At 63.3% G+C, this 23,403-nt stretch carries 24 protein-coding genes; 12 read left to right on the top strand and 12 right to left on the bottom strand.

All coding sequences use genetic code 11. The annotated features are described in order from the left end of the window. Positions 1-291: 291 nt before the first annotated feature. From GTP55_RS27835 to GTP55_RS27820, 4 genes are all read right to left on the bottom strand, one after another. A complete protein-coding gene (locus GTP55_RS27835; RefSeq protein WP_161048024.1) occupies positions 292-1,887 on the bottom strand; it encodes a GGDEF domain-containing protein in 1,596 nt (531 codons plus the stop codon). A gap of 177 nt (positions 1,888-2,064) precedes the next feature. Next, positions 2,065-2,712 carry a response regulator gene (locus GTP55_RS27830; protein ID WP_161048023.1) on the bottom strand — a complete coding sequence of 216 codons (648 nt, stop codon included), beginning with the start codon at positions 2,710-2,712 and terminating at the stop codon, positions 2,065-2,067. Between the two features lie 48 nt (positions 2,713-2,760). Continuing rightward, on the bottom strand, positions 2,761-3,957 hold the full coding sequence (locus GTP55_RS27825; RefSeq protein WP_161048022.1) for a sensor histidine kinase: 1,197 nt from the start codon (positions 3,955-3,957) through the stop codon (positions 2,761-2,763). 12 nt (positions 3,958-3,969) lie between these two features. Continuing rightward, positions 3,970-4,539: a hypothetical protein gene (locus tag GTP55_RS27820; RefSeq protein WP_161048021.1), complete on the bottom strand. Its 570-nt coding sequence runs from the start codon at positions 4,537-4,539 to the stop codon at positions 3,970-3,972. A 49-nt stretch (positions 4,540-4,588) separates the two neighbouring features. Between GTP55_RS27820 and greB the strand changes: the two genes are divergently transcribed. The 3 genes from greB to GTP55_RS27805 all read left to right on the top strand — a co-directional run bounded on the left by greB (position 4,589) and on the right by GTP55_RS27805 (position 6,749). Next, complete coding sequence (greB, locus tag GTP55_RS27815) at positions 4,589-5,155, top strand: transcription elongation factor GreB (protein WP_161048020.1); 567 nt, start codon at positions 4,589-4,591, stop codon at positions 5,153-5,155. Beyond that, positions 5,097-6,032 (top strand): hypothetical protein, encoded by a 936-nt coding sequence (locus GTP55_RS27810; protein ID WP_229258196.1) that lies wholly within the window; start codon positions 5,097-5,099, stop codon positions 6,030-6,032. The genes greB and GTP55_RS27810 overlap by 59 nt, the downstream gene beginning before the upstream one ends. Before the next feature lie 66 nt (positions 6,033-6,098). Next, positions 6,099-6,749: a transposase gene (locus GTP55_RS27805; protein WP_161048019.1), complete on the top strand. Its 651-nt coding sequence runs from the start codon at positions 6,099-6,101 to the stop codon at positions 6,747-6,749. 70 nt (positions 6,750-6,819) lie between these two features. Here GTP55_RS27805 and GTP55_RS27800 read toward each other — a convergent pair whose 3' ends face one another. The 4 genes from GTP55_RS27800 to GTP55_RS27785 form a co-directional block, all read right to left on the bottom strand. Then, positions 6,820-9,153: a RelA/SpoT family protein gene (locus tag GTP55_RS27800; RefSeq protein ID WP_161048018.1), complete on the bottom strand. Its 2,334-nt coding sequence runs from the start codon at positions 9,151-9,153 to the stop codon at positions 6,820-6,822. A gap of 82 nt (positions 9,154-9,235) precedes the next feature. Continuing rightward, on the bottom strand, positions 9,236-9,439 hold the full coding sequence (gene rpoZ / locus GTP55_RS27795; RefSeq protein ID WP_056443456.1) for a DNA-directed RNA polymerase subunit omega: 204 nt from the start codon (positions 9,437-9,439) through the stop codon (positions 9,236-9,238). A gap of 25 nt (positions 9,440-9,464) precedes the next feature. Further along, on the bottom strand, positions 9,465-10,103 hold the full coding sequence (gmk, locus tag GTP55_RS27790) for a guanylate kinase (RefSeq protein ID WP_110844705.1): 639 nt from the start codon (positions 10,101-10,103) through the stop codon (positions 9,465-9,467). An 84-nt stretch (positions 10,104-10,187) separates the two neighbouring features. After that, positions 10,188-10,931 carry a DUF72 domain-containing protein gene (locus GTP55_RS27785; RefSeq protein WP_161048017.1) on the bottom strand — a complete coding sequence of 248 codons (744 nt, stop codon included), beginning with the start codon at positions 10,929-10,931 and terminating at the stop codon, positions 10,188-10,190. Between the two features lie 73 nt (positions 10,932-11,004). Here GTP55_RS27785 and GTP55_RS27780 point away from each other — a divergent pair, with 73 nt between their 5' ends. After that, a complete protein-coding gene (locus tag GTP55_RS27780; RefSeq protein WP_161048016.1) occupies positions 11,005-11,292 on the top strand; it encodes a putative quinol monooxygenase in 288 nt (95 codons plus the stop codon). Positions 11,293-11,411: 119 nt separating this feature from the next. On the opposite strand, the gene GTP55_RS27775 is transcribed toward GTP55_RS27780, so the two are convergent. Next, the gene (locus GTP55_RS27775) at positions 11,412-11,798 is read right to left on the bottom strand and encodes a nuclear transport factor 2 family protein (RefSeq protein WP_161048015.1); all 387 of its coding nucleotides are present in this window, start codon (positions 11,796-11,798) and stop codon (positions 11,412-11,414) included. 209 nt (positions 11,799-12,007) lie between these two features. On the opposite strand from GTP55_RS27775, the gene GTP55_RS27770 reads away from it, so the two are divergent. From GTP55_RS27770 to GTP55_RS27760, 3 genes are read left to right on the top strand one after another with little or no spacing between them, the layout of a single operon-like run. After that, positions 12,008-13,039, top strand: coding sequence for a sensor histidine kinase (locus tag GTP55_RS27770; protein WP_371868470.1), 1,032 nt, complete (start codon positions 12,008-12,010; stop codon positions 13,037-13,039). Then, positions 13,036-13,806 (top strand): LytR/AlgR family response regulator transcription factor, encoded by a 771-nt coding sequence (locus GTP55_RS27765; RefSeq protein ID WP_161048014.1) that lies wholly within the window; start codon positions 13,036-13,038, stop codon positions 13,804-13,806. Before GTP55_RS27770 ends, GTP55_RS27765 begins: the two co-directional genes overlap by 4 nt. 18 nt (positions 13,807-13,824) lie before the next feature. Beyond that, positions 13,825-14,919 (top strand): S41 family peptidase, encoded by a 1,095-nt coding sequence (locus tag GTP55_RS27760; protein ID WP_161048013.1) that lies wholly within the window; start codon positions 13,825-13,827, stop codon positions 14,917-14,919. Positions 14,920-14,965: 46 nt separating this feature from the next. Here GTP55_RS27760 and GTP55_RS27755 read toward each other — a convergent pair whose 3' ends face one another. Beyond that, on the bottom strand, positions 14,966-15,856 hold the full coding sequence (locus tag GTP55_RS27755) for a YicC/YloC family endoribonuclease (protein ID WP_161048029.1): 891 nt from the start codon (positions 15,854-15,856) through the stop codon (positions 14,966-14,968). Positions 15,857-15,944: 88 nt separating this feature from the next. On the opposite strand from GTP55_RS27755, the gene GTP55_RS27750 reads away from it, so the two are divergent. Genes GTP55_RS27750 through hemW form a run of 5 tightly spaced genes read left to right on the top strand, consistent with a single transcriptional unit; the run spans position 15,945 to position 20,489 of the window. Beyond that, positions 15,945-16,937 carry a serine/threonine protein kinase gene (locus GTP55_RS27750; RefSeq protein WP_161048012.1) on the top strand — a complete coding sequence of 331 codons (993 nt, stop codon included), beginning with the start codon at positions 15,945-15,947 and terminating at the stop codon, positions 16,935-16,937. Between the two features lie 17 nt (positions 16,938-16,954). Next, a complete protein-coding gene (locus GTP55_RS27745; protein WP_161048011.1) occupies positions 16,955-17,896 on the top strand; it encodes a PP2C family protein-serine/threonine phosphatase in 942 nt (313 codons plus the stop codon). Positions 17,897-17,905: 9 nt separating this feature from the next. Then, complete coding sequence (gene rph, locus GTP55_RS27740) at positions 17,906-18,640, top strand: ribonuclease PH (protein WP_161048010.1); 735 nt, start codon at positions 17,906-17,908, stop codon at positions 18,638-18,640. A gap of 8 nt (positions 18,641-18,648) precedes the next feature. Next, positions 18,649-19,233 carry an RdgB/HAM1 family non-canonical purine NTP pyrophosphatase gene (rdgB, locus tag GTP55_RS27735; RefSeq protein ID WP_161048009.1) on the top strand — a complete coding sequence of 195 codons (585 nt, stop codon included), beginning with the start codon at positions 18,649-18,651 and terminating at the stop codon, positions 19,231-19,233. Next, positions 19,230-20,489, top strand: coding sequence for a radical SAM family heme chaperone HemW (gene hemW / locus GTP55_RS27730; protein WP_161048008.1), 1,260 nt, complete (start codon positions 19,230-19,232; stop codon positions 20,487-20,489). The genes rdgB and hemW overlap by 4 nt, the downstream gene beginning before the upstream one ends. Here the strand turns inward: hemW and GTP55_RS27725 are convergent. Together GTP55_RS27725 and GTP55_RS27720 are read right to left on the bottom strand one after the other, a co-directional pair. Further along, entirely contained in the window at positions 20,455-22,098 is a 1,644-nt protein-coding gene (locus tag GTP55_RS27725) for a methyl-accepting chemotaxis protein (protein ID WP_161048007.1), read from the bottom strand. The genes hemW and GTP55_RS27725 overlap by 35 nt on opposite strands. A gap of 99 nt (positions 22,099-22,197) precedes the next feature. Then, on the bottom strand, positions 22,198-23,271 hold the full coding sequence (locus tag GTP55_RS27720; protein ID WP_161048006.1) for a patatin-like phospholipase family protein: 1,074 nt from the start codon (positions 23,269-23,271) through the stop codon (positions 22,198-22,200). Positions 23,272-23,403 lie beyond the last annotated feature (132 nt).

Genomic DNA, 23,403 nt, shown 5'->3' with positions numbered 1-23,403 from the left:
TAATTCTCCAAAACTGGTACTGCGTATTGTGGGCTCGGTGCCTCAGTTCCCTTTGGTGTGTCTCCTTGTTCCGAGACAATCACACCGCAGTTATTGCTGGTAACGGGTTCCCGTATGGAAAGTTTAGGCAAAAAACGCAGGAAAATTTTTATGATCGGGCCTCAAGTTCGCCCTGCCCAAGCGTCTAAACGACGCCGGAAAACGAAACTTGAGGGTGAAAAAAAATTTATTTTGCGCAAAAAAAATGCCCGGCGCAGGGGCCGGGCACGTTGCTGGAGCTGAGAAACTTATTTATTCGGCAATCACCACCCGGTTTTTGCCGGTCTGCTTGGCGGTGTACATGGCCTTGTCGGCCCGCTTGACCAGTTCGGTTTGCTCTTCGTTGGGGCGGCGCAGCGCCACCCCGGCCGAGAAGGTGATCAGCACTTTCTCGTTATCGTGCAGGAAGAAGTGCTTGGTCAGCTCGCGCTGCAGGCGGGTCATGGTCGAGGCCGCCGCCTCGACCGAGGTTTCCGGCATCAGGATCAGGAATTCCTCGCCGCCGAAGCGGGCGATCACGTCCATCGAGCGCAGCGTGTCCTTGACGATCTTGACCAGGTGCTTCAGGGCGGCGTCGCCGGCGATGTGGCCGTAGGTGTCGTTGAGCTTCTTGAAATCGTCCAGGTCCAGCACGGCGATGCACAGCGGCGTGCCGCGGCGGTCGGAGCGGGCGGTCTCGCGCTCGAACACATCGTCCAGGCCCCGGCGGTTGAGACTGCCGGTCAGCTGGTCTTCACGCACCAGTTCGCTCAGATGCTGCAGCTTGGCTTCCAGCGAGTGGATGCGGGCTTCGGCGTCCTGCACTTCCTGCTTGGCCAGCATCATCTTGTCGCGCGCCTTCAGCGCTTCGCTCTGGACCAGCCGGGTTTCCTTGAGCACCTCGTCGAGGATGCTGTTCAACTCGGCGATATTGTCGGCCTTGCTGATCTTGTCGGAATAGCCGCCGATCTTCTCGTGGAAGTCGCCGGTCGAGGCCGCCACTTGGCCGAGCCGGTCGATAAACGTCATCATCATGTTCTTGACGGTCAGCTTGACGTCCGACAGGCTGTGCTTCAGCTGCCCCTGTTTATAGATGACTTCCTTCAGGCTGCGGGTGGCTTCTTCCAGCGCACGCACGTCCAGCGGGCCGGCGATCAGGTTCTGCACCGCCTCGATCTGGCCGCGCAGCCAGCTGTCGTCGTCCAGCAGTTCGCTGACGTTTTCCAGCAGCAGGCGGAACAGGCGCAGCAGCAGTTCCTGCTGTTCGCCGCTGTCGCCGCCGCGCACCTCGATCTGGTAGCACAGCTGTTTCAGCCGCACGGCGATCTCGGCCAGCGCCTCCTCGCTGTGCGCGGTCTTGGTGGCGTTGCCCAGCGATTCGGCCTCGGCCGCCAGCACCGGCGCCCCGGCCAGCAGCGACGCCACGGCAAAGGTCAGGGTGCGCGCCAGCAGGTCGCGCAGGCTGCGCGACTGTTCGCTTTCCTCGCCGCCGATGCCGGCCACTTCGATGCCTTTTTTCGGGCTGACAAAGTGTTTTTCGACCAGTTGCGACAGCGCCCGCGCATAGCCTTCCCAGTCGCGCGTCTTGACGGCACGGTTGAAGCGGCGGCCGTACTCGCCCAGTTCGCCGGCGCCTTCGGTCAGGCGGGTGGCAAACTGGCTCAGCACCGATTCCGGGCCGGGATCGGCGCTGCCCAGCGGCGCCGCAGCGGCGGCCGGGGCCGGCTCGGGCGGAATGCCGGCAATTTCGTTGTAGATGTCGCGATAGGCTTCCGGGGTCGGGGCGATGCGGCGCACCGCGAGGCGGCGGAACGCCTCGCGGGCGATATCGGCCGGATTCTGCTCGGGCGTGATGGGTTTGCTGGACATAATGACGCGCGTACCTCTGTATGGATTACCAATTGCAGCGATGATAAGCGCGCCGCCCGGCCGGCATTGCCCGAATAAAGGGCGGGAAGGTGGCTTTCATCAAAGCATTAACCATTTTCCTTTCGGCAACGTTGACCTGGCACGGTGGTTGCGCGGAAGTTGTTATCTTACTCTGGCTTATTCAATGAGTTGATTTTTAATGGCGTAATGCGTCAGTTCGGCGCTGTTTTTCAGCTTCATCTTGACCAGCAGGCGGGCCCGGTACTCGCTGACCGTCTTGACCGACAGCGACAGTTCCTTGGCGATCACGCCCACCGTCTTGCCGGAGGCGATCATGGTCAGGGTCTGGTATTCGCGGTCGGACAGGGTCTCGTGCAGCGGCGCTTCGTGGTCGTCGCCGACGTGGTTGGCCAGCTCCTGCGCCAGCGCCGCGCTGATGTACTTGAGGCCGGCGCCGACCTGGCGGATCGCCGTCACCAGCTCCTTCGGCGCGCTCTGCTTGGTCAGGTAGCCGGACGCGCCGGCCTTCAGCGCGCGGATCGCATACTGGTCCTCGCGGTGCATCGACAGCATCAGCACCGCCAGTTCCGGCTTTTCCTTTTTGATCTGTTTGAGCACCTCGATACCGTTGCGATCTGGCAACGAAATATCCAGCAGCATCACCTGGCATTCGGATTTGCGGAACAGCTTGATGGCGTCCAGGCCGTTTTCCGCCTCGCCGGCCACCACGATATCGCGGGTTTCGGCCAGGATTTGCTTCAAGCCCTCGCGCACAATGGCATGGTCATCGGCGATGAAGACCTTGATGATGGCTTTTTCTGTCATGAACTCTCTTTTACCCTGTGTTTCCTGCCGTGTGTTCGCTAAGGCACATTATTTCGCAGCAGAAATGTTTTCTTCCGCTATTGTAGCGCCAGCCGCGGGCGGCATGAGGATGTCCTGTGCGGTACCTGGCGTCATTTCTTGCTTAATCTTGATCGCCACCACCGTGCCGCCGCCGCTGGCGTGGCTCAGCGTCAACGTCCCGCCCAGCGCGCGCGCGCGTTCGGCCATGCCGCGCAGGCCGAACGAGGCCGGTTTGTTGCGGTCGGCCGCCGCGATGCCGGCGCCGTTGTCGCTGATTTTCAGGCTGACGTAATGGCGCAGCTTGGCCAGTCGGACGCTCACTTTGGTCGCATGCGCATGCTTGGCGATGTTGGTCAGTGCTTCCTGGGCGATGCGGAACAGGGCGGTGGCCTGGTCGGTGTCGAGCCCGATCTCGCGCGCGTTGGCGCTGAAGCTGGTGGGAATGCCGGTTTGCCTGGCGAATTCCCTGGCCTGCCACTCCAGCGCCGCCACCAGCCCCAGGTCCAGCAGCGGCGGCCGCAGGTCCAGCGAAATGCGGTGGATCGCCTCGATGGTGCGGTCGACCAGCTGGTCGACGTAATCGGTCTTGTCGCGCAGCGCCGGCACGGCCGCGCCGTGCTCCAGCCGCGCCGCCAGCATCGCCACCGCCATTTTGATGGCGGTCAGGTTGCCGCCCAGCTCGTCGTGGATTTCGCGGGCGATGCGGGTGCGCTCCTGTTCCTTGACGCGGTCGGTGTGCGCGCTCAGCTCGGCGAGGCGCGCGCGCGAGTGGCGCACTTCCAGTTGCTCCAGCTTGCTATCGGTGATATTCGTCATGATGCCGTCCCAGCGCACCGCGCCGTCGGCCAGCGTGTGCGGCGTGCTGCGCAGGTTGATCCATTTGACGTCTTTCCAGGCGTCGACCCAGATACGGCCCTCCCAGTTCCAGCTCCATTGCGCCGCCGCCGAGGCGCGCATGGCGTCCAGGTAGGACTGGCGGTCGTCCGGCAAAATCAGGTCGAGGAAGCGCTGCGGCGCGGCGTGCAGCTCGGCCGTGGTCAGGCCCAGCAGCGCCTGGCAGCCGTCGCTCAGATAGGGAAAGCTGACCTGGCCGTCGGCATGCAGCACAAACTGGTACACCAGCCCCGGCGTGTTGGAGACGATGGCGGCAAAGCGCGCGCGCACCTGTTCCAGTTCCGCCGCCAGGGCCAGCGGATCGAGAGGGGAGGGGACGGTTGCGCTCATGTGACCGCCATTCTAGCGCGTGTCCCAGCGGCGGCGGAAGCGCTTCAGCAGCCGGCGGAAGCGCGCCAGCCAGCTGCCGGGCCGCGGCGCGGCGTGCTGGCGCCAGTGGCGGAAGGCCTGGCGCAGCGTTTCAACCTTGCGCCAGGCGCGGGTGGCGCGCAGCCGTTCGATCCAGCGTTCCTTCAGCGCCAGGAACCAGCCCAGCAGCGCGGCGAACCAGACGATGGTCATCAAGACCGGCCGCGTCAGTAGATACAGCCGCGCCACGGCGGCCGCGCCGCCCAGCTTGGCCAGCACGATCACCGTCACGCCGGTCAGCGGGTGGCCGTTGGCCATGGCCCACAGCGCCAGCAGCTTGACCGGGAACAGCAGCGTGGCCGGCAGCACGAACAGCACCAGCGCCGCCTTCGGGCCGAGGCGGCAGATCCACGCTTCCAGCCGGTGCAGCGGCGGCCACTGCGCCAGCCGGTTCATCACCCGCGCGCCAAGGTTCCACAGCCAGTCTTCCAGCAATAGCAACAGCGCCGCCAGATAAACCAGCGGCGCAAACAGCCAGCGACGGTAGCGGTGCAGTGTTCTCATGGTTGTTCCTTCGACAGCATGATACGTGAAAGCCGTTACAATAGCCCGTATGAATAAAGCCTTTGTCAAAGAGAGCGACCAGGACGATGACGACGAAGCCGCAGCGCTGGCGTTGGCGATCCCGGCTGGCTCGAAGAACTACATCCGCCCCGAGGGCTACCAGCGCATCAAGGAAGAGTTGCTGCAACTGATTGACGTCGACCGGCCGGAAGTGGTGAAAATCGTCCACTGGGCGGCCTCCAACGGCGACCGCTCGGAAAACGGCGATTACATCTACGGCAAGCGCCGGCTGCGCGAGATCGACCGCCGCATCCGTTTCCTGACCAAGCGGCTGGACTCGGCGGCGATCGTTGACCCGAGTGCGCATTTTGGCAGTGATCAAGTATTCTTTGGCGCCACAGTGACCTACAGCAACCAGAGCGGCGAGGAACGCACCATCACCATCGTCGGCATCGACGAGCTGGACCCGCTGAACGGCAAGATCAGCTGGGTGGCGCCGGTGGCGCGCGCGCTGACCAAGGCGCGCGAAGGCGACACCATCACCTTCCAGGCGCCGCATGGCGTGGAAGAACTGGACATCCTGGAGGTGCGCTATCCTGCGCCGGCCGCTGATTAAGTTCGGGAAGTGGCTGTGCCTGCTGGCGCTGGCCGGCTGGCAGGGGATGGCATGTGCGGTCGATGTCTACACCATCGACATGAATTCCAGCAAATCGCAGTACAGCGACAGCCACATCGTGCACCTGTTGCAGACCGCGCTGGAGGCGTCGCGGCCCAGGTACGGGCCGTACGAACTGAAGATCGCGCAGCTGCGCATGGAGCGCGACCGGCTGCTGCAGGAAATGCTCAAGGGCGAGCTGGTCAACCTGAGCGGGCAGGTGACGTCGCTGGAGTGGGAGCAAAAGCTGACGCCGATCCGCATCCCGCTCGACAAGGGGATCTCGTGCTACCGCATCTCGCTGATCGACAGCCGCAACCAGGACATGTTCAGCGCGGTGCGCAATGTCGACCAGCTAAAGGCGCTGTCGCTGGGCGCCGGCCGCCAGTGGAGCCTGACCACCACTTACAGGCAGGCGGGATTCCACGTGGTGGAGGGCAACACCTCGGCGGGACTGCACAGCATGCTGGCGGCGGGGCGCTTCCAGCACTTCCCGCGCGCGATCGACGAGGCCGTGTATGAACAGGCGGCGTACCAGGCGGGCTTCCCGACGCTGGCTTTGGAGCGCAGCTTTGCGCTGTACGTGCCGTCGCCGCGCTACTTCTTCCTCGGCGGCGCCGAACAGCGGCGACTGGCGCAGCGGCTGGAATACGGCCTGCAATTATTGATTGCCGACGGTCGCTTCGATCAGCTGTTCCATGAATTCTATGATGGCCTGATCGACAAAGTCAGCCTGCGCAAACGCCGCATCTTCCGGCTGGACAATCCGCTGCTGTCGCCGCAAACCCCGCTGTCCAACAAGGCCTACTGGTTCGACCCGCTGGATCAGCAACGCTAATTGCGTTAGCTCAGAAAGTGGTGACCCGGTGCCTGCTAATTTGGCTGGATACAGGGGAGATAAACCATGCCACGCCATTCTCGTGTTGTGTTGCCGGCTGTTCCGCTGCATGTGATTCAGCGAGGGCATGACCGGCAGCGATGTTTTTTTGTGGATGAGTATTTTGCCGCGTACCGGCAATGGCTACATGAGGAAGCTGTTATTGCCAGGTGTCGGATTCATGCGTATGTGCTCATGAGTAATCATGTGCACTTGTTGTTGAGTGTGGAGGATGTGGAGCAGCTGGCGGGGATGATGAAGGGTGTGGGGCAGCGGTATGCGCAACGCTTTAACAAATTGCACTGGGCGTCAGGATCGCCTTGGGATGGACGGTACAAGAGTTGTCTGGTGCAGACCGAGGGATATTTGTTGACGTGTCAGCGGTATATTGAGCTCAATCCGGTAAGGGCGGGAATGGTGCGGTTTCCGGGAAATTATAAATGGTCCAGTTATCGGTCGAACGCAGAAGGGCGGCATGATGGCGTGGTGACGCCGCATTCCGTGTATGAAAGGTTGGGGCTGGATGCATCGGAGCGTGAGCAGGCGTATTTGCGGCTATTTCAGCAGACCCTCACCCCAATGCAGATAGAGCAGATTCGTGCCGCTGGCAATAGCAGCGGAGTGCTGGGCGACTCAGCCTTTGTCGCCAGCCATCAACGTCCCACCCCGCAACCTTAAGTGATAAGTCTGATTTACCGCTTAGGGGTCTGACCCCGTACGGGGTCAGACCCCGCCTGGCAGTGCGGGTCTAGTTGCGTTCGCGCAGAATGCGATTGACGCCGGCCACGCGGCGCACGTTGCGCAGCAGGCCTGCGAGGTGCACACGGTCCTTCACCTGCACGGTAAAGCGCAGCTGGTGCAGCACGTTGTCCTTGTCCTCGTCCATGCCGACATAGGTGATGTTGGCGTCCGACTCGCCGATCTCCGCCGCCACGCGCGCCAGGATGCCTTTTTCGTTGTTGATCAGCAGCTTGATGCGGCTGTCGAAGCGACGGTTCAGTTCCGTGCCCCACTTGACGGCGATCCAGCGGTCCGGCTCCTTGGCGCGCTGGCGCTTGGCCTGCGTGCAGTCGCTGGTGTGTACTAGCAAGCCCTGATCGCGCCGCAGCTGGCCGATGATCGCGTCGCCCGGAATCGGCAGGCAGCACGGCGCCAGCTGCACCGACACGCCTTCGCTGCCACAGATGGTGACCGGGTCCAGTTCGGCCGCGCTGTTGTGATCGATCGGCGCGCTGGCCGATTCGCCGCCGCGCAGGCCGAAGATATGCCGCGCCACCAGCGCCGCCATGCGCTTGCCGACGCCGATGTCGGCATACAGCTCATCCAGCGACTTGGCGCTCGATTCCTTCAGCAATCGTTCGACCAGATGGTCTTCCAGATCCGGGCTGATGCCTAGCGAGGTCAGTGCATGCGCCAGCAGCTGCGCACCCAGCGCGATCGATTCCGGCAGGTTAATCGTGCGCAGGTGATGGCGAATCGCCGAGCGCGCCTTGCCGGTGCGGACGAACGACAGCCAGCTCGGGCTCGGCCGCGAAGCCGAATCCGTCACGATCTCGACGATGTCGCCATTGCGCAGTTCGGTGCGCAGCGACGCCGGTTCGTTGTTGATGGTGACCGACACCGTATGGTCGCCAATCCCGGTGTGGATCGCATACGCGAAGTCGATGGGCGTGGCGCCGCGCGGCAGCGCGATGATCTTGGACTTGGGCGTAAACACGTACACCGAATCGGGGAACAGGTCGACCTTGACGTGTTCCAGGAACTCGGCCGAGTCGCCGGTCTGCTGCTGGATATCCAGCAGCGACTGCAGCCAGGCGTGGGTACGCTGTTGCAAGTCCGACATATTGGCGTCGCCGTTCTTGTACAGCCAGTGCGCCGCCACGCCCGATTCGGCGGTGCGGTGCATTTCCTGGGTGCGGATCTGGAACTCGACCGGCGTGCCGTACGGGCCGATCAAGGTGGTGTGCAGCGACTGGTAGCCGTTCAGCTTGCGAATCGCAATATAGTCCTTGAACTTGCCCGGCATCGGCTTGTACAGCTGGTGCAGCGTGCCCAGCGCCACATAGCATTCGGAGAAGTTGTCGACCACCACGCGGAAGCCGTACACGTCCAGCACCTGCGAGAACGACAGGTGCTTGTTGCGCATCTTCTTGTAGATGCCGAACAGGGTCTTTTCGCGGCCATACACTTCGGCCTCGATATTGGCGGCGGACAGCGTGTTCTTGACCGACTCCAGGATCTTCTTGACCACCTCGCGGCGGTTGCCGCGCGCCGCCTTGACGGCCTTGCCCAGCACGCGATAGCGCAGCGGGAACAGGTGGGCAAACGACAGGTCCTGCAGTTCGCGGTAAATGTTGTTCAGGCCAAGCCGGTGCGCGATCGGCACGTACACTTCCATGGTCTCTTTGGAGATGCGGGCCTTGGCGGCCGGCTTCATCACATCCATGGTGCGCATATTGTGCAGGCGGTCGGCCAGCTTGATCAGGATCACGCGCACGTCCGAGGCCATCGCCAGCAGCATCTTGCGGAAGTTTTCCGCCTGCGCTTCGATCTGGCTCTGGAACTCGATTTTTTCCAGCTTCGACAAGCCGTCCACCAGGTTGGCGACCGGCGCGCCGAAGCGCTCGATCAGCTCGTCCTTCTTGACGTCCTGGTCTTCCATCACATCGTGCAGCAGCGCGGCCATGATGGCTTGCGCGTCCAGCTTCCAGTCGGCGCAGATTTCCGCCACCGCGATCGGATGCGAGATGTACGGCTCGCCCGACTTGCGCAATTGCCCAAGGTGCATCTCGTCCGAGAAGCGATAGGCTTCCTTGACCTTTTTGAGATCGGCGGCCGACATGTAGTCGGCCAGTTTTTCGGTGAGATGGGTTACCGACGCAACACCGGCCGTCAGGGCAGGAGGCGTGGCCAAAGGCGACGAGGAAATCACAGGAGCGGCTGGGGGTGGGGCAGGTGGGGCGGAGACAGTGTTGTCCCCTGCGCTGGTCTCAGACGTGACCACAGCCGACACTTTGGCCGGCCGTTTTGCCCTGGTGGGCGGGGTGTCACTCAGTGTCGGATCGGCAGGGATCAGATTCATACGTATGCGTTCCGTCTCGATGAGAATGTCTAGCTGCTACAAAACATACCACATTCGCATGGATCGGGAACGCGGTCCCAACTTACATTGGGACCTTTTTCAACATTTCCAGACCGACTTTGCCGGCTGCGATTTCACGCAGGGCGACTACGGTCGGCTTGTCTTTGGCTTCCACTTTCGGGGTGTGGCCTTGCAGCAGCTGGCGCGCGCGGTAGGTGGCGGCCAGGGTCAGCTGGAAACGGTTCGGTATATTTTTCAGACAATCTTCAATCGTAATGCGGGCCATCTAAAACTCCTAAAATCTTGTGTAATTATTCAGCGTGGATGCCCAGCTGGGCAAAGAGCGAGGTGTTGCGTGCCGCTTGTTGCGCAAACCGGCAACGGGCCGCTCGGACTATCGCTGTCAATTCCGACAGCGCGACGTCGAATTCTTCGTTGATAATAGCATACTCGAACTCGGGAGCGTGGGCGATTTCGCCGCCCGCCGCCAGCAGCCGTTTGGTGATCACGTGCGGTTCATCGGTGGCGCGTTTTTTCAGGCGCTCTTCCAGCGCGTCGATCGATGGCGGCAGGATGAAAATGCCGGCCGCCTGCGGGAACAGTTTCTTGACCTGGCGCGCGCCTTGCCAGTCGATTTCCAGCAACACGTCGGTACCCGATTTCATCTGTTCTTCCACCATCAGGCGCGAGGTGCCGTAGTAATTGCCGTGCACTTCGGCCCACTCCAGGAACTCGCCGTTGTCGGCGCGCGCGACGAAATCTTCCGCCGTGGTGAAGTAGTATTGCTGGCCGTGGGTTTCGCCCGGACGCGGTGCGCGGGTGGTGGTGGAAATCGACAGCTTGATGGTCGGTTCCTTGGCCAGCAGCGCGTTGACCAGCGTCGACTTGCCGGCGCCGGACGGCGCCGCCACCACGAACAGGCTGCCCGAAAATGCCTTGGTTGAGCTCATGTTGATCTTTCAAATTCGTCAGCGGGCGCCGTTTTCCGTCGCCCAAAGATGTATTTTACCAAGAGCAACGAAGCGCAACGCAATTTACAGCAACGACAGCAAGTGTTGCGCCGCCGCCGGCGCCCGTTCCTTGGCGCCGTTGATGAAGTAGACGTAGACCTGGCCGGACTTGGCTTGCTGCTGCCAGGCCCGCGCCTGGCTGGCCCACCGCTTCAGCGCCGGCTTGCTGTAACCGGTGGCGATGTCGCTGTGCGCATCCATCAGGCGGGCGTAGACGAAGTCGGCGGTGAGCTCGGTAAAGTTGGGGAATTTCGGCGAGTCGGTGATGACGGTGGCGACCTTGTGTTTGCGCGCCAGCTTGAGGTAATCGTCGTTTAGAAAGCTGTCGTGTCTGACATCCAGCACGTGCTGCAACTTGCGCTTGCCGAGCTTGGCCGGCAGCAGCTTGAAAAAGGCTTCCAGGTCGTCGGGGTCGAACTGCTTGGTGGCGGCCAGTTGCCACAGGATGGGGCCGAGCTTGCCGCCCAGTTCGGTCAGGCCGCTGTCCATGAAGCGTTCGATCGACTCGCCCGCTTCGGCCAGCACCTTGCGGTTGGTGGCGTAACGCGAGGCCTTGACCGAGAACACGAAATCGTCCGGCGTTTTCTCGGCCCAGCTGGCAAAGTGTTCGGGCTTGGCGGTGCGGTAGAAGGTGCCGTTGATTTCGATGCTGGTCACTTGCGTGCTGGCGTATTCCAGCTGCTTCTTGATCGGCACTTCTTTGGGATAAAAGGTTTCGCGCCAGGGCGCAAAGTCCCAGCCGCCGATGCCGGCCCGTATCTCTGCCATATGGTCTGCTCTCCTGCTGAGTTGGTGCGCCGGTGATAGTATCGTTTTTTTTTAGCCTAGACAGGGATATACCATGAAAGATCTGATCGTCGTCGCCACCATCACCGCGAAAGAGGGCAATGAAGTGCTGGTGCGCGAGGCGCTGGAGCGGGTGGTGCCGCCAAGCCGCGCGGAAGCCGGCTGCCTCCGCTACGACCTGAATATCGACCTCGGCAACCACGCCAGCTTCGTGATGCTGGAAGCCTGGCGCGACCAGGATGCCCTGGATGCCCACGAAGCGACGCCGCACTTCCTGGACCTGGTCAAGGCCATCGGCGGCAAGGCCGATATCCAGATCGTCAAGCTGAATCAAGTGTTGTAGTTCAGGGGCTGAATTCACACCGTCATTCCCGCGACAGCGGGAGTCCATGGCACGCGGCTGGGCAAACGCGGCATGGGTTCCCGCTGTCGCGGAAACGACGTCTGTCGCAAGCAAGCTGTTCAGTCTGGTGCGAAGGCCTTGGCGGCGGCGAGGGTGTCGAGTGCTTCGCGCAGGTGTTTGATTTTGCCGTTCTCGGCTACCAGCATGCCGGCGTAGGTTTGTTTGTACACCTTGCCGGTCGACGGCACCAGCGCTTCCACGCTGTATTCGCCGAACACCTTGTCTTCCGTGTCGATGAACAGTTGCACATCCTTGAAGCGGAAGTCCGGCACTTTTTTCAGCAGGCCGCCGATGAAGCCTTCGATCGCGGCCGGACCGACCGCGCGCACTTGCGGGCCCAGCGACGGCAGTTCCAGCACGCCGTCGTCGGCAAACAGCGCCGCAGCGGCGGCAGGGGTCTGGATATTGGCCAGGTAGGCGTGCAGCAGTTGATTAGCGTTTTTCATGATGTCTCTTTCGGTAAGAAGTTGAAGTGACTCCACTGTAACGCCAGTCGATTATTGAATAAATCCGTTAAAGACGAAATGTTTATTCCTGTACGTGGATAATCACTGACCGGCTCGCCGCAGGGAATGCACGGGTCGCCGCATGGCACTGGACCGCCATGCGGCCATCACCTAAGATCAACGCTTCCTTACATCTTTGGAAAGCCTGCGTGAAAGTCGAAACGCCCTTGCTTGCTCCCGTGCTGGCCGCATTGCCGGTTTGCGTCTGCATGGCCATCCTCGGCCTGCCCGCCTACAGCAATAGCTATGTCGTCGCCTTTCGTGCGCTGTTCTTCGTCGCCTGCCTGCTGTGGCTGATTCCGCTGACGCTGATGCAGCGGGCCATGTGGCGCCGCGAATGGTCGTGGCTGCGGATGGGGCCGATACTGCTGGTGACCACCTATGCCATGGCGATTACCAATGCCTTTCTGGGGCAGAGCTTTGGGATCGCGATCGGACGGGAGACGGGCTACCAATGGCAATATCTGGCGCGGGGCCTCGATAGCTGCTGGCTGGCGCTGGTCGCGTTCTGCGCGGTGCATGCGGTGGCGGCCTATTACCTGTCGCTGCAGCAGGTGCGCCTGCACCTGGCGCAGGCGCAAAGCGCGGCCCGCGACGCCGAGCTGCGTGCGCTGCGGCTGCAGGTCAATCCGCACTTCCTGTTCAACTCGCTGAACGCGATCTCGGCGCTGGTGTCGGCCCAGGCCAACCGGGAAGCCAACCGCATGCTGGCGTGCGTGGCCGACTTCCTGCGCGCCACCCTGGCGCACGACGGCCGCCACGAGCATGCGCTGGCCGATGAACTGGCCCTGCTCGACGCCTACTTGGCCATCGAAAAGGCGCGTCTCGGCGAGCGCCTGCAGCTGACGATGAAAACCGGCCCCGACCTGCTGGGCAGCGTCGTGCCTTACCTGATGCTGCAGCCGCTGGTCGAGAATGCGATCCGCCACGGCATCGCGCCGCTGGCCGCGCCTGGCCGCCTCGACATTCTGGTCGAACGCGTCGGCGCACGCCTGCTGATCTGCGTGCAGAACGACGGCCAACCGTCGGTGCACCAGGGCAGCGGCATCGGCCTGGCCAACGTCCGGGAACGCCTGCGCCACCTGTATGGCGCCGGGCAGGAGGTGGACGCAGGCTGGCGTCCGGACGGCCGCTTCCACGTGTGCATTTCCATGCCGCTGCGTGCGGAGGTGGCGGCATGAAGATCCGCGTCGTGATCGTCGACGACGAGCCGCTGGCCAGGCTGGCGGTCAAGGTCAGGCTGGCGCAGCGCGACGCCTTCGAGCTGGTGGGCGAATTCGGCGACGGCGACAGCGCTTACGACGGCATTGTGGCGCTGAAGCCGGACCTGGTCTTCGTCGATGTCGAGATGCCGGGCAAGTCCGGCCTCAACGTGCTGGCTGCGCTGCCGCCGGCGCAGCGGCCGATGGCGATCCTGCTGACCGCCTACGAAGGCTTCGCCCTGCAGGCGTTCGAACTGGCCGCCCTCGATTACCTGCTCAAGCCGGTCGATGACGAGCGCTTCGACGAAGCACTGGACCGCGCGCAGCAGGCGTTTCCCTACCGCTGCCAGAGCCGTGCCGCAGCACCGGCAATACCGGCGATCCCAGCAACGACGGCGATGCGCAGCTTCAGCGTGCGGGTGGGGTCGCGCACGGTGCTGGTGCCGGTGGCCGACGTCGAGCGCATCGAGGCCGATGGCGACTACGCCTCGCTGCATGCGAACGGCAAGATCTGGCTGGTGCGGGAACGCCTGCACAACCTGGCCACGCAACTCGACCCGCGCCAGTTCCACCGCGTGCACCGCTCGTCCATCGTGCGGCTGGACATGATCACCGAACTGCGTTCGCTGACCAACCGCGACGCCATGCTGCGCCTGCGCGACGGCAGCGTGGTGCGCGCCAGCCGCTCCTATATGCCGGCGCTGACGGAGGCGCTGCAACAGCTCAACACCCAAACCGATTCGTAGTCCAACCTGGAGGAATGTATGTTAGGTAGCAAGAAGCTGGTCGCAGTGGCCGTGTTGGGCGCGCTGTTGTCGTTGCGCGCCCTGGCGGCGGAAGACACCGCATTGAGCGCGTCCGATCGCGCCGCAATCGTGCAGACGCTGGCGGCGAAAATCAACGCGAATTATATCGAGCCAACGCAGGCCGAACGGGTCGGCAGTGCCATCGTCAGGAAAAATGCCGAAGGAGGCTATGCCGCCGCCGCCGGCGCCAAGGCCTTCAGTGCGGCGCTGCAGCAGGACTTGCGCGAATTCAGCGGCGACTTGCATTTCAGCGCCTCGCGTTACGAGGGTTTCACTGAGCCCAGCGGTCCGCCAGAGCCGCCGACCTCCGCCAAGCTGGATGAATGGCGCGACGCGACCGCGCGGCGCGGCTATGATATCGAGAAGATCGAACGCCTTCCCGGCAACGTCGGCTACATCGAGTTGCGCGGGTTCGGCGGCGTGGAATTCGTCGGCCCGGCCTACACGGCGGCGATGTCGCTCCTGTCGGGCACGGATGCACTGATCCTCGACCTGCGCCGCAACGGCGGCGGCAGCCCGGCCAGCGTGGCTTACCTGATGAGCCATTTCCTGCCGGCGGGCGATGTGCGCCACCTGATCGATATCTATGATCGCCCGAGCGATACGACGCGGCAGATCTGGAGTGTGCCGACGGTGGCGCAGCGGTACGATAAGCCGGTGTATGTGCTGACCTCGGCCAGGACAGGTTCCGGCGGCGAGGACTGCGCCTACGACTTCCAGGTGCTGAAGCGCGGCACGCTGGTCGGCGAAACCACCGCCGGCGCTTCCAATCCAGTCAGCTGGTATAGCCTGGGACACGACATCGTGGCCTCGATCCCGACGGCGCGCACGACTAACTTCGTCACCAAAACCAACTGGGAGCATGTCGGCGTGAAACCGGACGTCGCTGTGCCGGCAGCGCAGGCGTTGCAGACGGCGCATGTCGCCATCCTGCGCAAGCTGGTGTCGTCCGCCAAGGAGGGCGACGAGCGCAAGGAGCTGCAGCGCCAGCTTGCCATGGCGGAGAAAGGGGAGACCGACAAACCGGTCTACAAGCTCAAGGGTCAGCTTTGAGCGCACCGCTTGCGCCCAAAAAAAAGGAGCCGAAGCTCCTTTTTGATTACTCCAGGTTTTGCACCTGTTCGCGCATCTGTTCGATCAGCAGCTTCAGCTCCATCGAGGCATCGGCCAGTTCCTTGACCGATGCCTTGGCGCCCAGGGTATTGGCTTCGCGGTTCAGCTCCTGCATCATGAAGTCCAGGCGCTTGCCGACCTGGCCGCCTTTTTTCAGGATGTGACGGGTTTCGGTCAGGTGCGCCGACAAGCGGCCCAGTTCTTCGGCCACGTCAATGCGGATGCCGTACAAAATCACTTCCTGACGAATCCGCTCCAGCGCATCCTGGCGCGACAGCGCCGAATTTGAGCCCTGGCACGCCAGCCCCAGCGCATCCTGCATGCGCTCGACTGCCTTCTGCTGGAACGCCGCCACCACTTGCGGAATCAGCGGCGTGATGCGTTTGACGATGGCTTCCATCGCCTCGATGCGCGAGATCAGCATGGTTTCCAGCGCCGCGCCTTCGCGCTGGCGGCTGGTCACAAACGCTTCGATGGTGCGGCCCGCGAGGCTGGCCACATCGGCCTGCAGCGACTCCTGGCCGATCTGCGCTTCCTCGATGACGCCGGGCCAGCGCAGTAACTCTGCTACTGACATCGTTTGCACGCCGGGGAACAGGCCAGCCACTTCACCCTGCAGGCGTTGTATTTCAGTCAACAACGGGAGATTCAGCGCCTGGGTACCGGTGGTGGCCGCCTTGCGGCCGAAGCTGAGGCGCAATTCCACCTTGCCGCGCGTGATAGCGCCCATGATCGCGGAGCGTAAATCGGGTTCGAGCGCTCGCAAATCGTCGTTTATTCGAAACTGTAAGTCCAAAAATCGTGAGTTGACGCTCTTGATTTCAATGGTCAGTGTTCCCGCCGCACTTTCACTGGTGGCGACCGCGTAGCCCGTCATGCTGGAAATGCTCAATGGATATCCCCGATTTAATCTTTACAAAACAGTGATTTATCCACACAATCCGGGTGTTGAGGCGAGGAATCTTATGGCTGCACAAAACAACGCCCCGTTACCAGATGGTCTGGAAATTGCTGGATATCGCATTGTAAAGAAAATTGCGTCCGGTGGGTTCAGTATTGTTTACCTTGCATATGATACTGATGGTAACGCGGTGGCGATCAAGGAGTATTTGCCCAGTTCTTTGGCGCTGCGGCAGCCCGGCGAACTGGTGCCTTCCGTCTCAAAAGCCCATCTTCCCGTGTTCCGCATCGGCCTCAAGTGCTTTTTTGAGGAGGGCCGGGCGCTGGCCCGCATTTCGCACCCGAATGTTGTAAGTGTGCTCAATTTCTTCCGCGCGCATGAAACCGTTTATATGGTAATGGCCTACGAATCGGGCCATTCGCTGCAGGAACACATCCAGCGTCAGCGCGGCAAGGGCAGCAAAGTGGGCGAAGCGTTCATCCGCACCATTTTTACGCAGGTGGTCAAGGGCCTGCGCGAAGTCCATGCCAACCAGCTGCTGCACCTGGACCTGAAGCCGGCCAATATCTACCTGCGCACCGACGGCACGCCGATGCTGCTGGACTTCGGCGCCGCACGCCAGACCGTCAACACCGACCTGCCGACGCTGACGCCGATGTACACCCCCGGCTTCGCGCCGCCCGAGCTGTACGCCAAGACCGGCCTGGGGCCGTGGACCGATATCTACAGCATCGGCGCGTCGATGTTTGCCTGCATGGTTGGTTCGCCGCCGCAGCCGGCCGACCAGCGCAAGAGCGAGGACAAGATGGCCGGCCATTTCCAGCAGCTGAAAGGACTTTATTCTGCGGAACTGGTGCAGCTGGTGCGCTGGTGCCTGGCAGTGGAGCCGCTGGACCGGCCGCAAAGCCTGTTCGCGGTGCAGAAAGGCTTGCAGGCTGTCGTGCCTCATGCGATGCCGGCGCCGGCCGCGCCGACCATGCTCGACAAGCTGCGCGGCCTGATGGGCCGGCTGGGCGGCGGCGCGCGCGCCAAGGCCGGCCCGGACACGCTGGTCTGAATCGAGAGGACGACACCATGCAATTCTCCGTGTATCAGGAAAGCCACATCGGTGGGCGCAAGGTCAACCAGGACCGCATGGGCTACAGCTTCACGCGCGACGCGCTGCTGCTGGTGCTGGCCGACGGCATGGGCGGCCACCTGCGCGGCGAAGTGGCGGCCACGCTGGCGCTGCAGACCATCTCCACGCTGTTCCAGCAGCAGGCGCAGCCCTACGTGAAGAAGCCGCAGCGCTTCCTGGAGGAGGCCTTCCACGCCGCCCACCGCGACATTCACCAGTACCGCGTCGCACAGCAGATGCCGGAAGCGCCGCGCACCACCATCGTCGCCTGCCTGATCCAGCACGGCACCGCCACCTGGGCCCATTGCGGCGACTCGCGCCTGTACTGGCTGCGCGAAGGCCAGCTGCTGGCGCGCACGCGCGACCACTCGCACGTGGAAAACCTGATCGCGCGCGGCCTGGCGCAGCCGTCCGAGCGCGCCACCCATCCGGACCGCAACAAACTGTTCAACTGCCTGGGCGCCGACAGCCTGCCCAAGGTGGAGGTATCGGCCGGCGCCAGCCTGCTGCCGGGCGACCAGCTGCTGTTGTGCTCCGACGGTTTGTGGTCTATGCTGCCGGACGATGAACTGGTACGCCGCATGCACGCGCAGACCGTGGTGCGCGCCGTACCGGATATACTGCAGGCCGCGTTGACGGCGGCAGGCGGCGCCAGCGACAACGTCACGGCGCTGGCCATCAGTTGGCAGGGCAGCACCATGGCGGATGATCAGGGGCCGATCACTGCCACCATGATTTCCACCGAAGCGCTGCCGCAAGACCTGCACAGCACCACCATCCGTGACACGCCGGCAGCTGATGATGCCGCGCCGGCCGACGCCTTCGATGACGACGAAATTGAAAAAGCCATCGCGGAAATCCGCGGGGCGATCGAGAAATCCTCCCAAATACTCAAATAAGGAAACCCCATGACTGTTGTAACCCGTCCTAGCGGCCGCGCTGTCGATGCGCTGCGCACCCTGCGTTTGACCCGCGATTTCACCAAGCACGCCGAAGGTTCGGTGCTGATCGAATGCGGCGACACCAAGGTGATCTGCACCGCCAGCATCGAAGACAAAGTGCCGGGCTTCCTGAAGGGTAAAGGCCAGGGCTGGCTGACCGCCGAATACGGCATGCTGCCGCGCTCCACCAACACCCGCATGGACCGCGAAGCGGCGCGCGGCAAGCAGTCCGGCCGCACGCAGGAGATCCAGCGCCTGATCGGCCGCTCGCTGCGCGCCGCCTTCGACCTGGAGGCCTTCGGCGAACGCACGCTGCACCTGGACTGCGACGTCATCCAGGCCGACGGCGGCACCCGCACCGCCTCGATCACCGGCGCCATGGTGGCGGCGCATGACGCCTTCTCCAAGCTGGTGGCGCGCGGCGCGATTCCGGCGATTCCGCTCAAGCACTTCGTGGCGGCGATTTCGGTCGGCGTGTACCAAGGCACGCCGGTGCTGGACCTGGACTATATTGAAGACTCCAACTGCGACACCGACATGAACGTGGTGATGACCGACGCCGGCCACTTCATCGAAGTGCAGGGCACGGCCGAAGGCGCGGCATTCGATCGCGCCGGCATGAACCGCCTGCTGGACCTGGCGCAGGCCGGCATCGCCGACATCGTCAAGCTGCAAAAACAGGCGCTGGGCATCACGGAGTAAAATACGCCATGACCAAACGCCTGATCCTCGCCTCCAACAACAAGGGCAAACTGAAGGAGTTCAACGAGCTCCTGTCCACCGTCGGCTTCTCCGTGCACGCGCAGGGCGAATACGACGTTCCTGAAGCGGATGAGCCTTTTCACACGTTTGTTGAAAATGCACTGCAAAAGGCCCGCCACGCGGCGCGCATCACCGGCCTGCCGGCACTGGCCGACGATTCCGGCGTGTGCGTCAACGCGCTGGGCGGTGCGCCCGGCGTGTACTCGGCGCGCTTTGCCGGCGAACCGAAATCGGACGCCCGCAACAACGAGAAGATGATCGTTGAACTGGCCAAACATGAAGACAAGTCCGCGTACTACTACTGTGTGCTGGTGTTCGTGCGCCACGCCGATGATCCGCAGCCGATCATCGCCGACGGCCGCTGGAACGGCGTGATGGTCGATACGCCGCGCGGCGAGGGCGGCTTTGGCTACGATCCTTACTTCTTCATCCCGTCGCTCGGCAAATGCGCCGCCGAACTGGCGCCGGAAGAGAAAAACGCCTTGTCGCATCGCGGCCAGGCATTGCGTGCATTGGTAGAGAAACTGAAATGATCCCGATTAAAGTCGTCGGCGCCAGCACAGGCACTAAAAAGCCAGCAGCCGACATCAGCGAAGCCGCCGGCGTCGCTGCGAAATACCTGCAAGGCGGCGCGCTGAATCTGACGGCGCTGCCGCCGCTGTCGCTGTACATTCACTTCCCGTGGTGCGTGCGCAAATGTCCGTATTGCGATTTCAATTCGCACGAACCGAAGGAGGGCGAAGCCTTCCCCGAACAGGAATACCTGGACGCGGTGCGCGCCGACCTGGAACAGGCCTTGCCGCTGATCTGGGGCCGCAAGATTTATACGATTTTCATCGGCGGCGGTACGCCGAGCCTGATGTCGGCCGCAGGGCTGGACCGCCTGCTGTCCGACATGCGCACCTTACTGCCGCTGGACAGCGATTGCGAGATCACGATGGAAGCCAATCCCGGCACCTTCGAGGCCGAGAAGTTCAAGTCCTACCGCGCCAGCGGCGTCAACCGGCTGTCGATCGGCATCCAGAGTTTCAATGCGCGTCACCTGAAGGCCCTGGGCCGCATCCATGACGACGGCGAAGCCAGGCGCGCGGTGGAAATCGCGCTGGACAACTTCGACAACTTCAACCTGGACCTGATGTACGCGCTGCCGTCGCAGACGCTGGAAGAAGCGCGCGCCGACGTGGAAACGGCGATGGGGTTCAAGCCGCCGCACCTGTCGCTGTATCACCTGACGATGGAGCCGAACACGCTGTTCGCCAAGTATCCGCCGGCGCTGCCGGACGACGACGCCAGCGCCGACATGCAGGACATGATCGCCGAGCTGACCGCCGCCAACGGCTACCACCAGTACGAGATTTCGGCCTACGCCAAGGAAGGCCACCGCGCGCGCCACAATCTGAATTACTGGGAGTTCGGCGATTACCTCGGCATCGGCGCCGGCGCCCATTCCAAGCTGTCGTTCCCGCACCGCATCCTGCGCCAGGCCCGCTACAAGCAGCCCAAGGCCTATATGGAACAAGTCAAACTCGGCGCGCCGGTGCAGGAAGAGTATGAAATCCAGCGCGAGGACATGGGCTTCGAGTTCATGCTCAACACGCTGCGCCTGCACGGCGGCTTCGATCCGAATCTGTTCAGCGAACGCACCGGCTTGAGCATCAACGCCATCGACAAGCAGCTCAATGCGGCCGAGGCCAAAGGGCTGCTGTATCGCGACTATAAAATCATCAAGCCGACAGCATTAGGCCAGCGCTTCCTCAATGACCTGCAAGAGATGTTTTTGAAAGGCTAGCGCCCAGCCGCGGCGCGGCGCGCCTGGACGGCGGCGGCAGCGCCCCGCGCAGGCCGTCGTGGCCGAGCCGGAACGACGACGCCACTTCCGCCAGCCGCGCCGCCTGCTCCTGCATGCTGGCGGCCGCCGCCGCCGCCTGTTCGACCAGCGCGGCGTTCTGCTGGGTCACGCTGTCCATCTGGCCGATGGCGGTGTTGACCTGGTCGATGCCGATGCTTTGCTCGCTGGTGGCCGAGGTGATCTCGGCCATGATGTCGGTGACGCGGCGCACGCTGGCCACCACCTCGTCCATGGTGCTGCCGGCCTGCTGCACCAGCCTGGAGCCGACCGCCACCTGATCGACCGAATTGCCGATCAATTCCTTGATCTCCTTGGCGGCGCCGGCCGAGCGCTGCGCCAGGTTGCGCACCTCGGACGCCACCACGGCGAAGCCGCGGCCCTGTTCGCCGGCGCGCGCCGCTTCCACCGCCGCGTTCAGCGCCAGGATATTGGTCTGGAAGGCGATGCTGTCGATCACGCTGATGATGTCGAAAATCTTGCGCGAAGAATCGTTGATCGAGCCCATGGTGTTGACCACCTGGCCGACGATAGCGCCGCCTTTTTCCGCCACGTCCGAGGCGGTTTGCGCCAGCTGGTTGGCCTGGCGGGCGTTGTCGGCGTTCTGGCGCACGGTGGAAGTCAGTTCCTCCATCGACGAGGCGGTTTCTTCCAGCGAGCTGGCTTGCTCCTCGGTGCGCTGCGACAGGTCCATATTCCCGGAGGCGATCTGGTTGGAGGCGGTGGCGATGGTGCTGGTGCCGATCTGCACCTGGCTGACCACGTTGCGCAGCGCGTCGTTCATGCCGCTCAGCGCCGTCATCAGGTCGCCGATTTCGTCCCTGTCGTGGCGCGCGGCGAATTGCGTGGTCAGATCGCCGTTGGCGACGGTGGCGGCGATGTCGACCGCCGATTTCAGCGGCACCGTGATCGAGCGCGAAATCACCCAGGCCGCCAGCGAGCCGATGGCCACCATCAGTCCCGCCAGCACCAGCAGTAGCGCGTTGCTGCGGTTGTTGGCGGTGTCGATCGCGCGGGCGGTGTCGTCGATGGCCTTGCGCTGCATGGCGAGGAAGCTCTTGACGCGATCCTGGTAAGCCGAGGCGGAGGGCGAGAAGCTGTTCTGGAACAGCTGCTCGGCGCGGGCGGCGTCGCCGGCCTTGCGGGCGTTCATGACGTCGGTCTTGGCTTTCTGGTAGGTGTTTCGCAGCGCCGTGATCTCTTCGTACATCTTGCGTTCCTCGTCCGAGGACAGCAATTCCTTGATCTGGCCCAGCAGCTCGCCGCCGCGCTTGGTGCTGGCGGCGATGACATCGGCGAAGGTGTCGGACAGTTTATCGTCGCTGCTGCGGGCGATCAGCGCGGTGCGGGCGATGGCCGAGTAGATCAGCACATACCAGTCGGACACCAGCCGCTCCTTGGCCAGCGGCTGCTCCATCATGGCGCGTGTGGCCTGGGCGTTGGCACGGGCGTTGACCAGCGCCACCGAGGTGGCCAGGATGGCCAGCAACAGCACCACCGCGAAACCGATAGCCAGACGGGTGCCGATGCGCAGCTGCGACAGGACGTTCATGATCATGACTCCCAACAAGAAAGCGGAAAATAAAGTATGCGCCTGTCGCGGCGGCGGGGGGCTGTCTTCGTCTGGCTTCGTTGTGTTTTGGCAACAACGTCAGAAGCTGGCGGCCTGCTTCAGGTCCGGCCGGTCGCACCAGCGGGCGAAGTCGTCGGCCATGCGCTGGCTCGCGCCGATGGCCTGCAGCCAGTCGCGCTGGCGGCGTTGGTGATCCTGGCCGTAGACAGTGAAATCCTTGCGGTCCGGCAGCTTGGCGTTGGGCAGCTGGCGGACGAAATCGGCCGACGGCGAGACCAGTATCAGATTGTCGAGCGACTGGTCGCGCGCGCGGCGCCACGGCATCGACTTGTCCAGCCAGCCGGGCACAATGGCGTCGCTGAAGTGCGGGTACAGCACCAGGCCGGGATCGCGCTGATAGGGCAGGTGCAGGTGGTAGTCGATCAGGCCGCCATCCCAGTAATCGCCGGCGGGCGCGCCGGCGATGGCGGTCACCGCTTGCAGCACCAGCGGGATCGAGCCGGAGGCCAGCAGCGCGTCGCGCAGATTGTCTGCCGACAGGCTGACGAAGTGGCCGCCGAAGGCGTCGAACTGGTCGCGCAGCCAGCGCGCGTCGTCGTCGCGGTGGTGGAAAATCACGCGTTCCATCGAGGCCGCCAGGCGCTTGCGTGACACGGCGTTGCCGGCGGCGGCCAGCAGGAAGCCGGCGAGTTCGCGCCAGCGGGCGCCGTTGGTGTTGCCGAGCGCGCCGATGCCGCGCACCGTCAGCACCGAGACGTGGTGGTGCGGGTGGTTGACGGCTTCGGCGGCGCGGCCGTCCAGCAATTCATCGAGCAGCGCGCGGCAGGTGCGGCTGACGTAATCGGGCGTAACCTTGGCGGGATAGCGCTGGCCGGCATACAGCCGCACCAGCCGCTGGTGCGCGGCGAGCGGATCATCGAACGCCGAGGCGGCCATGCGCCAGGCGCCGATCGACGCCCCGACCAGGCGGCGCTGGCGTGGCGCGTGGCGCAAGAATTCGCCGAACATCCAGCAATCGAGCCCGTGCAGGATCAGGCCCTTGGGGCCGCCAGCGGCAGCCGGCACGATCGCGATATCGGCCGCCTGCACGCCCTCGGCGGCAATCCGCGCCCGCGCCCGCCGCCCCAGCCGAATGGTAATCGAAGAAGTCATAAAAGACGGGGTCAGATACCGTCTTGAATAGCAAGCCCTTTCGCCAGGTAATTGGGGTCAAAGGGCTTGTTTGTTTTGATGACGCCGTAAATGAAATGCGCCAGCTTATGCATGACGGCGCCGATGACGGCC

The organism is Duganella margarita (assembly GCF_009857535.1).
GTDB lineage: Bacteria > Pseudomonadota > Gammaproteobacteria > Burkholderiales > Burkholderiaceae_D > Rugamonas > Rugamonas margarita.
The sequence above is the reverse complement of the archived record's forward strand: the minus strand, read 5'-3'. Positions and strand labels throughout refer to the sequence as shown.

Coding starts and splice junctions, on each gene's coding strand:
- GTP55_RS27835 (WP_161048024.1), bottom strand. CDS start 1,887: ATGTCCAGCAAACCCATCACGCCCGAGCAGAATCCGGCCGATATCGCC.
- GTP55_RS27830 (WP_161048023.1), bottom strand. CDS start 2,712: ATGACAGAAAAAGCCATCATCAAGGTCTTCATCGCCGATGACCATGCC.
- GTP55_RS27825 (WP_161048022.1), bottom strand. CDS start 3,957: ATGAGCGCAACCGTCCCCTCCCCTCTCGATCCGCTGGCCCTGGCGGCG.
- GTP55_RS27820 (WP_161048021.1), bottom strand. CDS start 4,539: ATGAGAACACTGCACCGCTACCGTCGCTGGCTGTTTGCGCCGCTGGTT.
- greB (WP_161048020.1), top strand. CDS start 4,589: ATGAATAAAGCCTTTGTCAAAGAGAGCGACCAGGACGATGACGACGAA.
- GTP55_RS27810 (WP_229258196.1), top strand. CDS start 5,097: ATGGCGTGGAAGAACTGGACATCCTGGAGGTGCGCTATCCTGCGCCGG.
- GTP55_RS27805 (WP_161048019.1), top strand. CDS start 6,099: ATGCCACGCCATTCTCGTGTTGTGTTGCCGGCTGTTCCGCTGCATGTG.
- GTP55_RS27800 (WP_161048018.1), bottom strand. CDS start 9,153: ATGAATCTGATCCCTGCCGATCCGACACTGAGTGACACCCCGCCCACC.
- rpoZ (WP_056443456.1), bottom strand. CDS start 9,439: ATGGCCCGCATTACGATTGAAGATTGTCTGAAAAATATACCGAACCGT.
- gmk (WP_110844705.1), bottom strand. CDS start 10,103: ATGAGCTCAACCAAGGCATTTTCGGGCAGCCTGTTCGTGGTGGCGGCG.
- GTP55_RS27785 (WP_161048017.1), bottom strand. CDS start 10,931: ATGGCAGAGATACGGGCCGGCATCGGCGGCTGGGACTTTGCGCCCTGG.
- GTP55_RS27780 (WP_161048016.1), top strand. CDS start 11,005: ATGAAAGATCTGATCGTCGTCGCCACCATCACCGCGAAAGAGGGCAAT.
- GTP55_RS27775 (WP_161048015.1), bottom strand. CDS start 11,798: ATGAAAAACGCTAATCAACTGCTGCACGCCTACCTGGCCAATATCCAG.
- GTP55_RS27765 (WP_161048014.1), top strand. CDS start 13,036: ATGAAGATCCGCGTCGTGATCGTCGACGACGAGCCGCTGGCCAGGCTG.
- GTP55_RS27760 (WP_161048013.1), top strand. CDS start 13,825: ATGTTAGGTAGCAAGAAGCTGGTCGCAGTGGCCGTGTTGGGCGCGCTG.
- GTP55_RS27755 (WP_161048029.1), bottom strand. CDS start 15,856: ATGACGGGCTACGCGGTCGCCACCAGTGAAAGTGCGGCGGGAACACTG.
- GTP55_RS27750 (WP_161048012.1), top strand. CDS start 15,945: ATGGCTGCACAAAACAACGCCCCGTTACCAGATGGTCTGGAAATTGCT.
- GTP55_RS27745 (WP_161048011.1), top strand. CDS start 16,955: ATGCAATTCTCCGTGTATCAGGAAAGCCACATCGGTGGGCGCAAGGTC.
- rph (WP_161048010.1), top strand. CDS start 17,906: ATGACTGTTGTAACCCGTCCTAGCGGCCGCGCTGTCGATGCGCTGCGC.
- rdgB (WP_161048009.1), top strand. CDS start 18,649: ATGACCAAACGCCTGATCCTCGCCTCCAACAACAAGGGCAAACTGAAG.
- hemW (WP_161048008.1), top strand. CDS start 19,230: ATGATCCCGATTAAAGTCGTCGGCGCCAGCACAGGCACTAAAAAGCCA.
- GTP55_RS27725 (WP_161048007.1), bottom strand. CDS start 22,098: ATGAACGTCCTGTCGCAGCTGCGCATCGGCACCCGTCTGGCTATCGGT.
- GTP55_RS27720 (WP_161048006.1), bottom strand. CDS start 23,271: ATGACTTCTTCGATTACCATTCGGCTGGGGCGGCGGGCGCGGGCGCGG.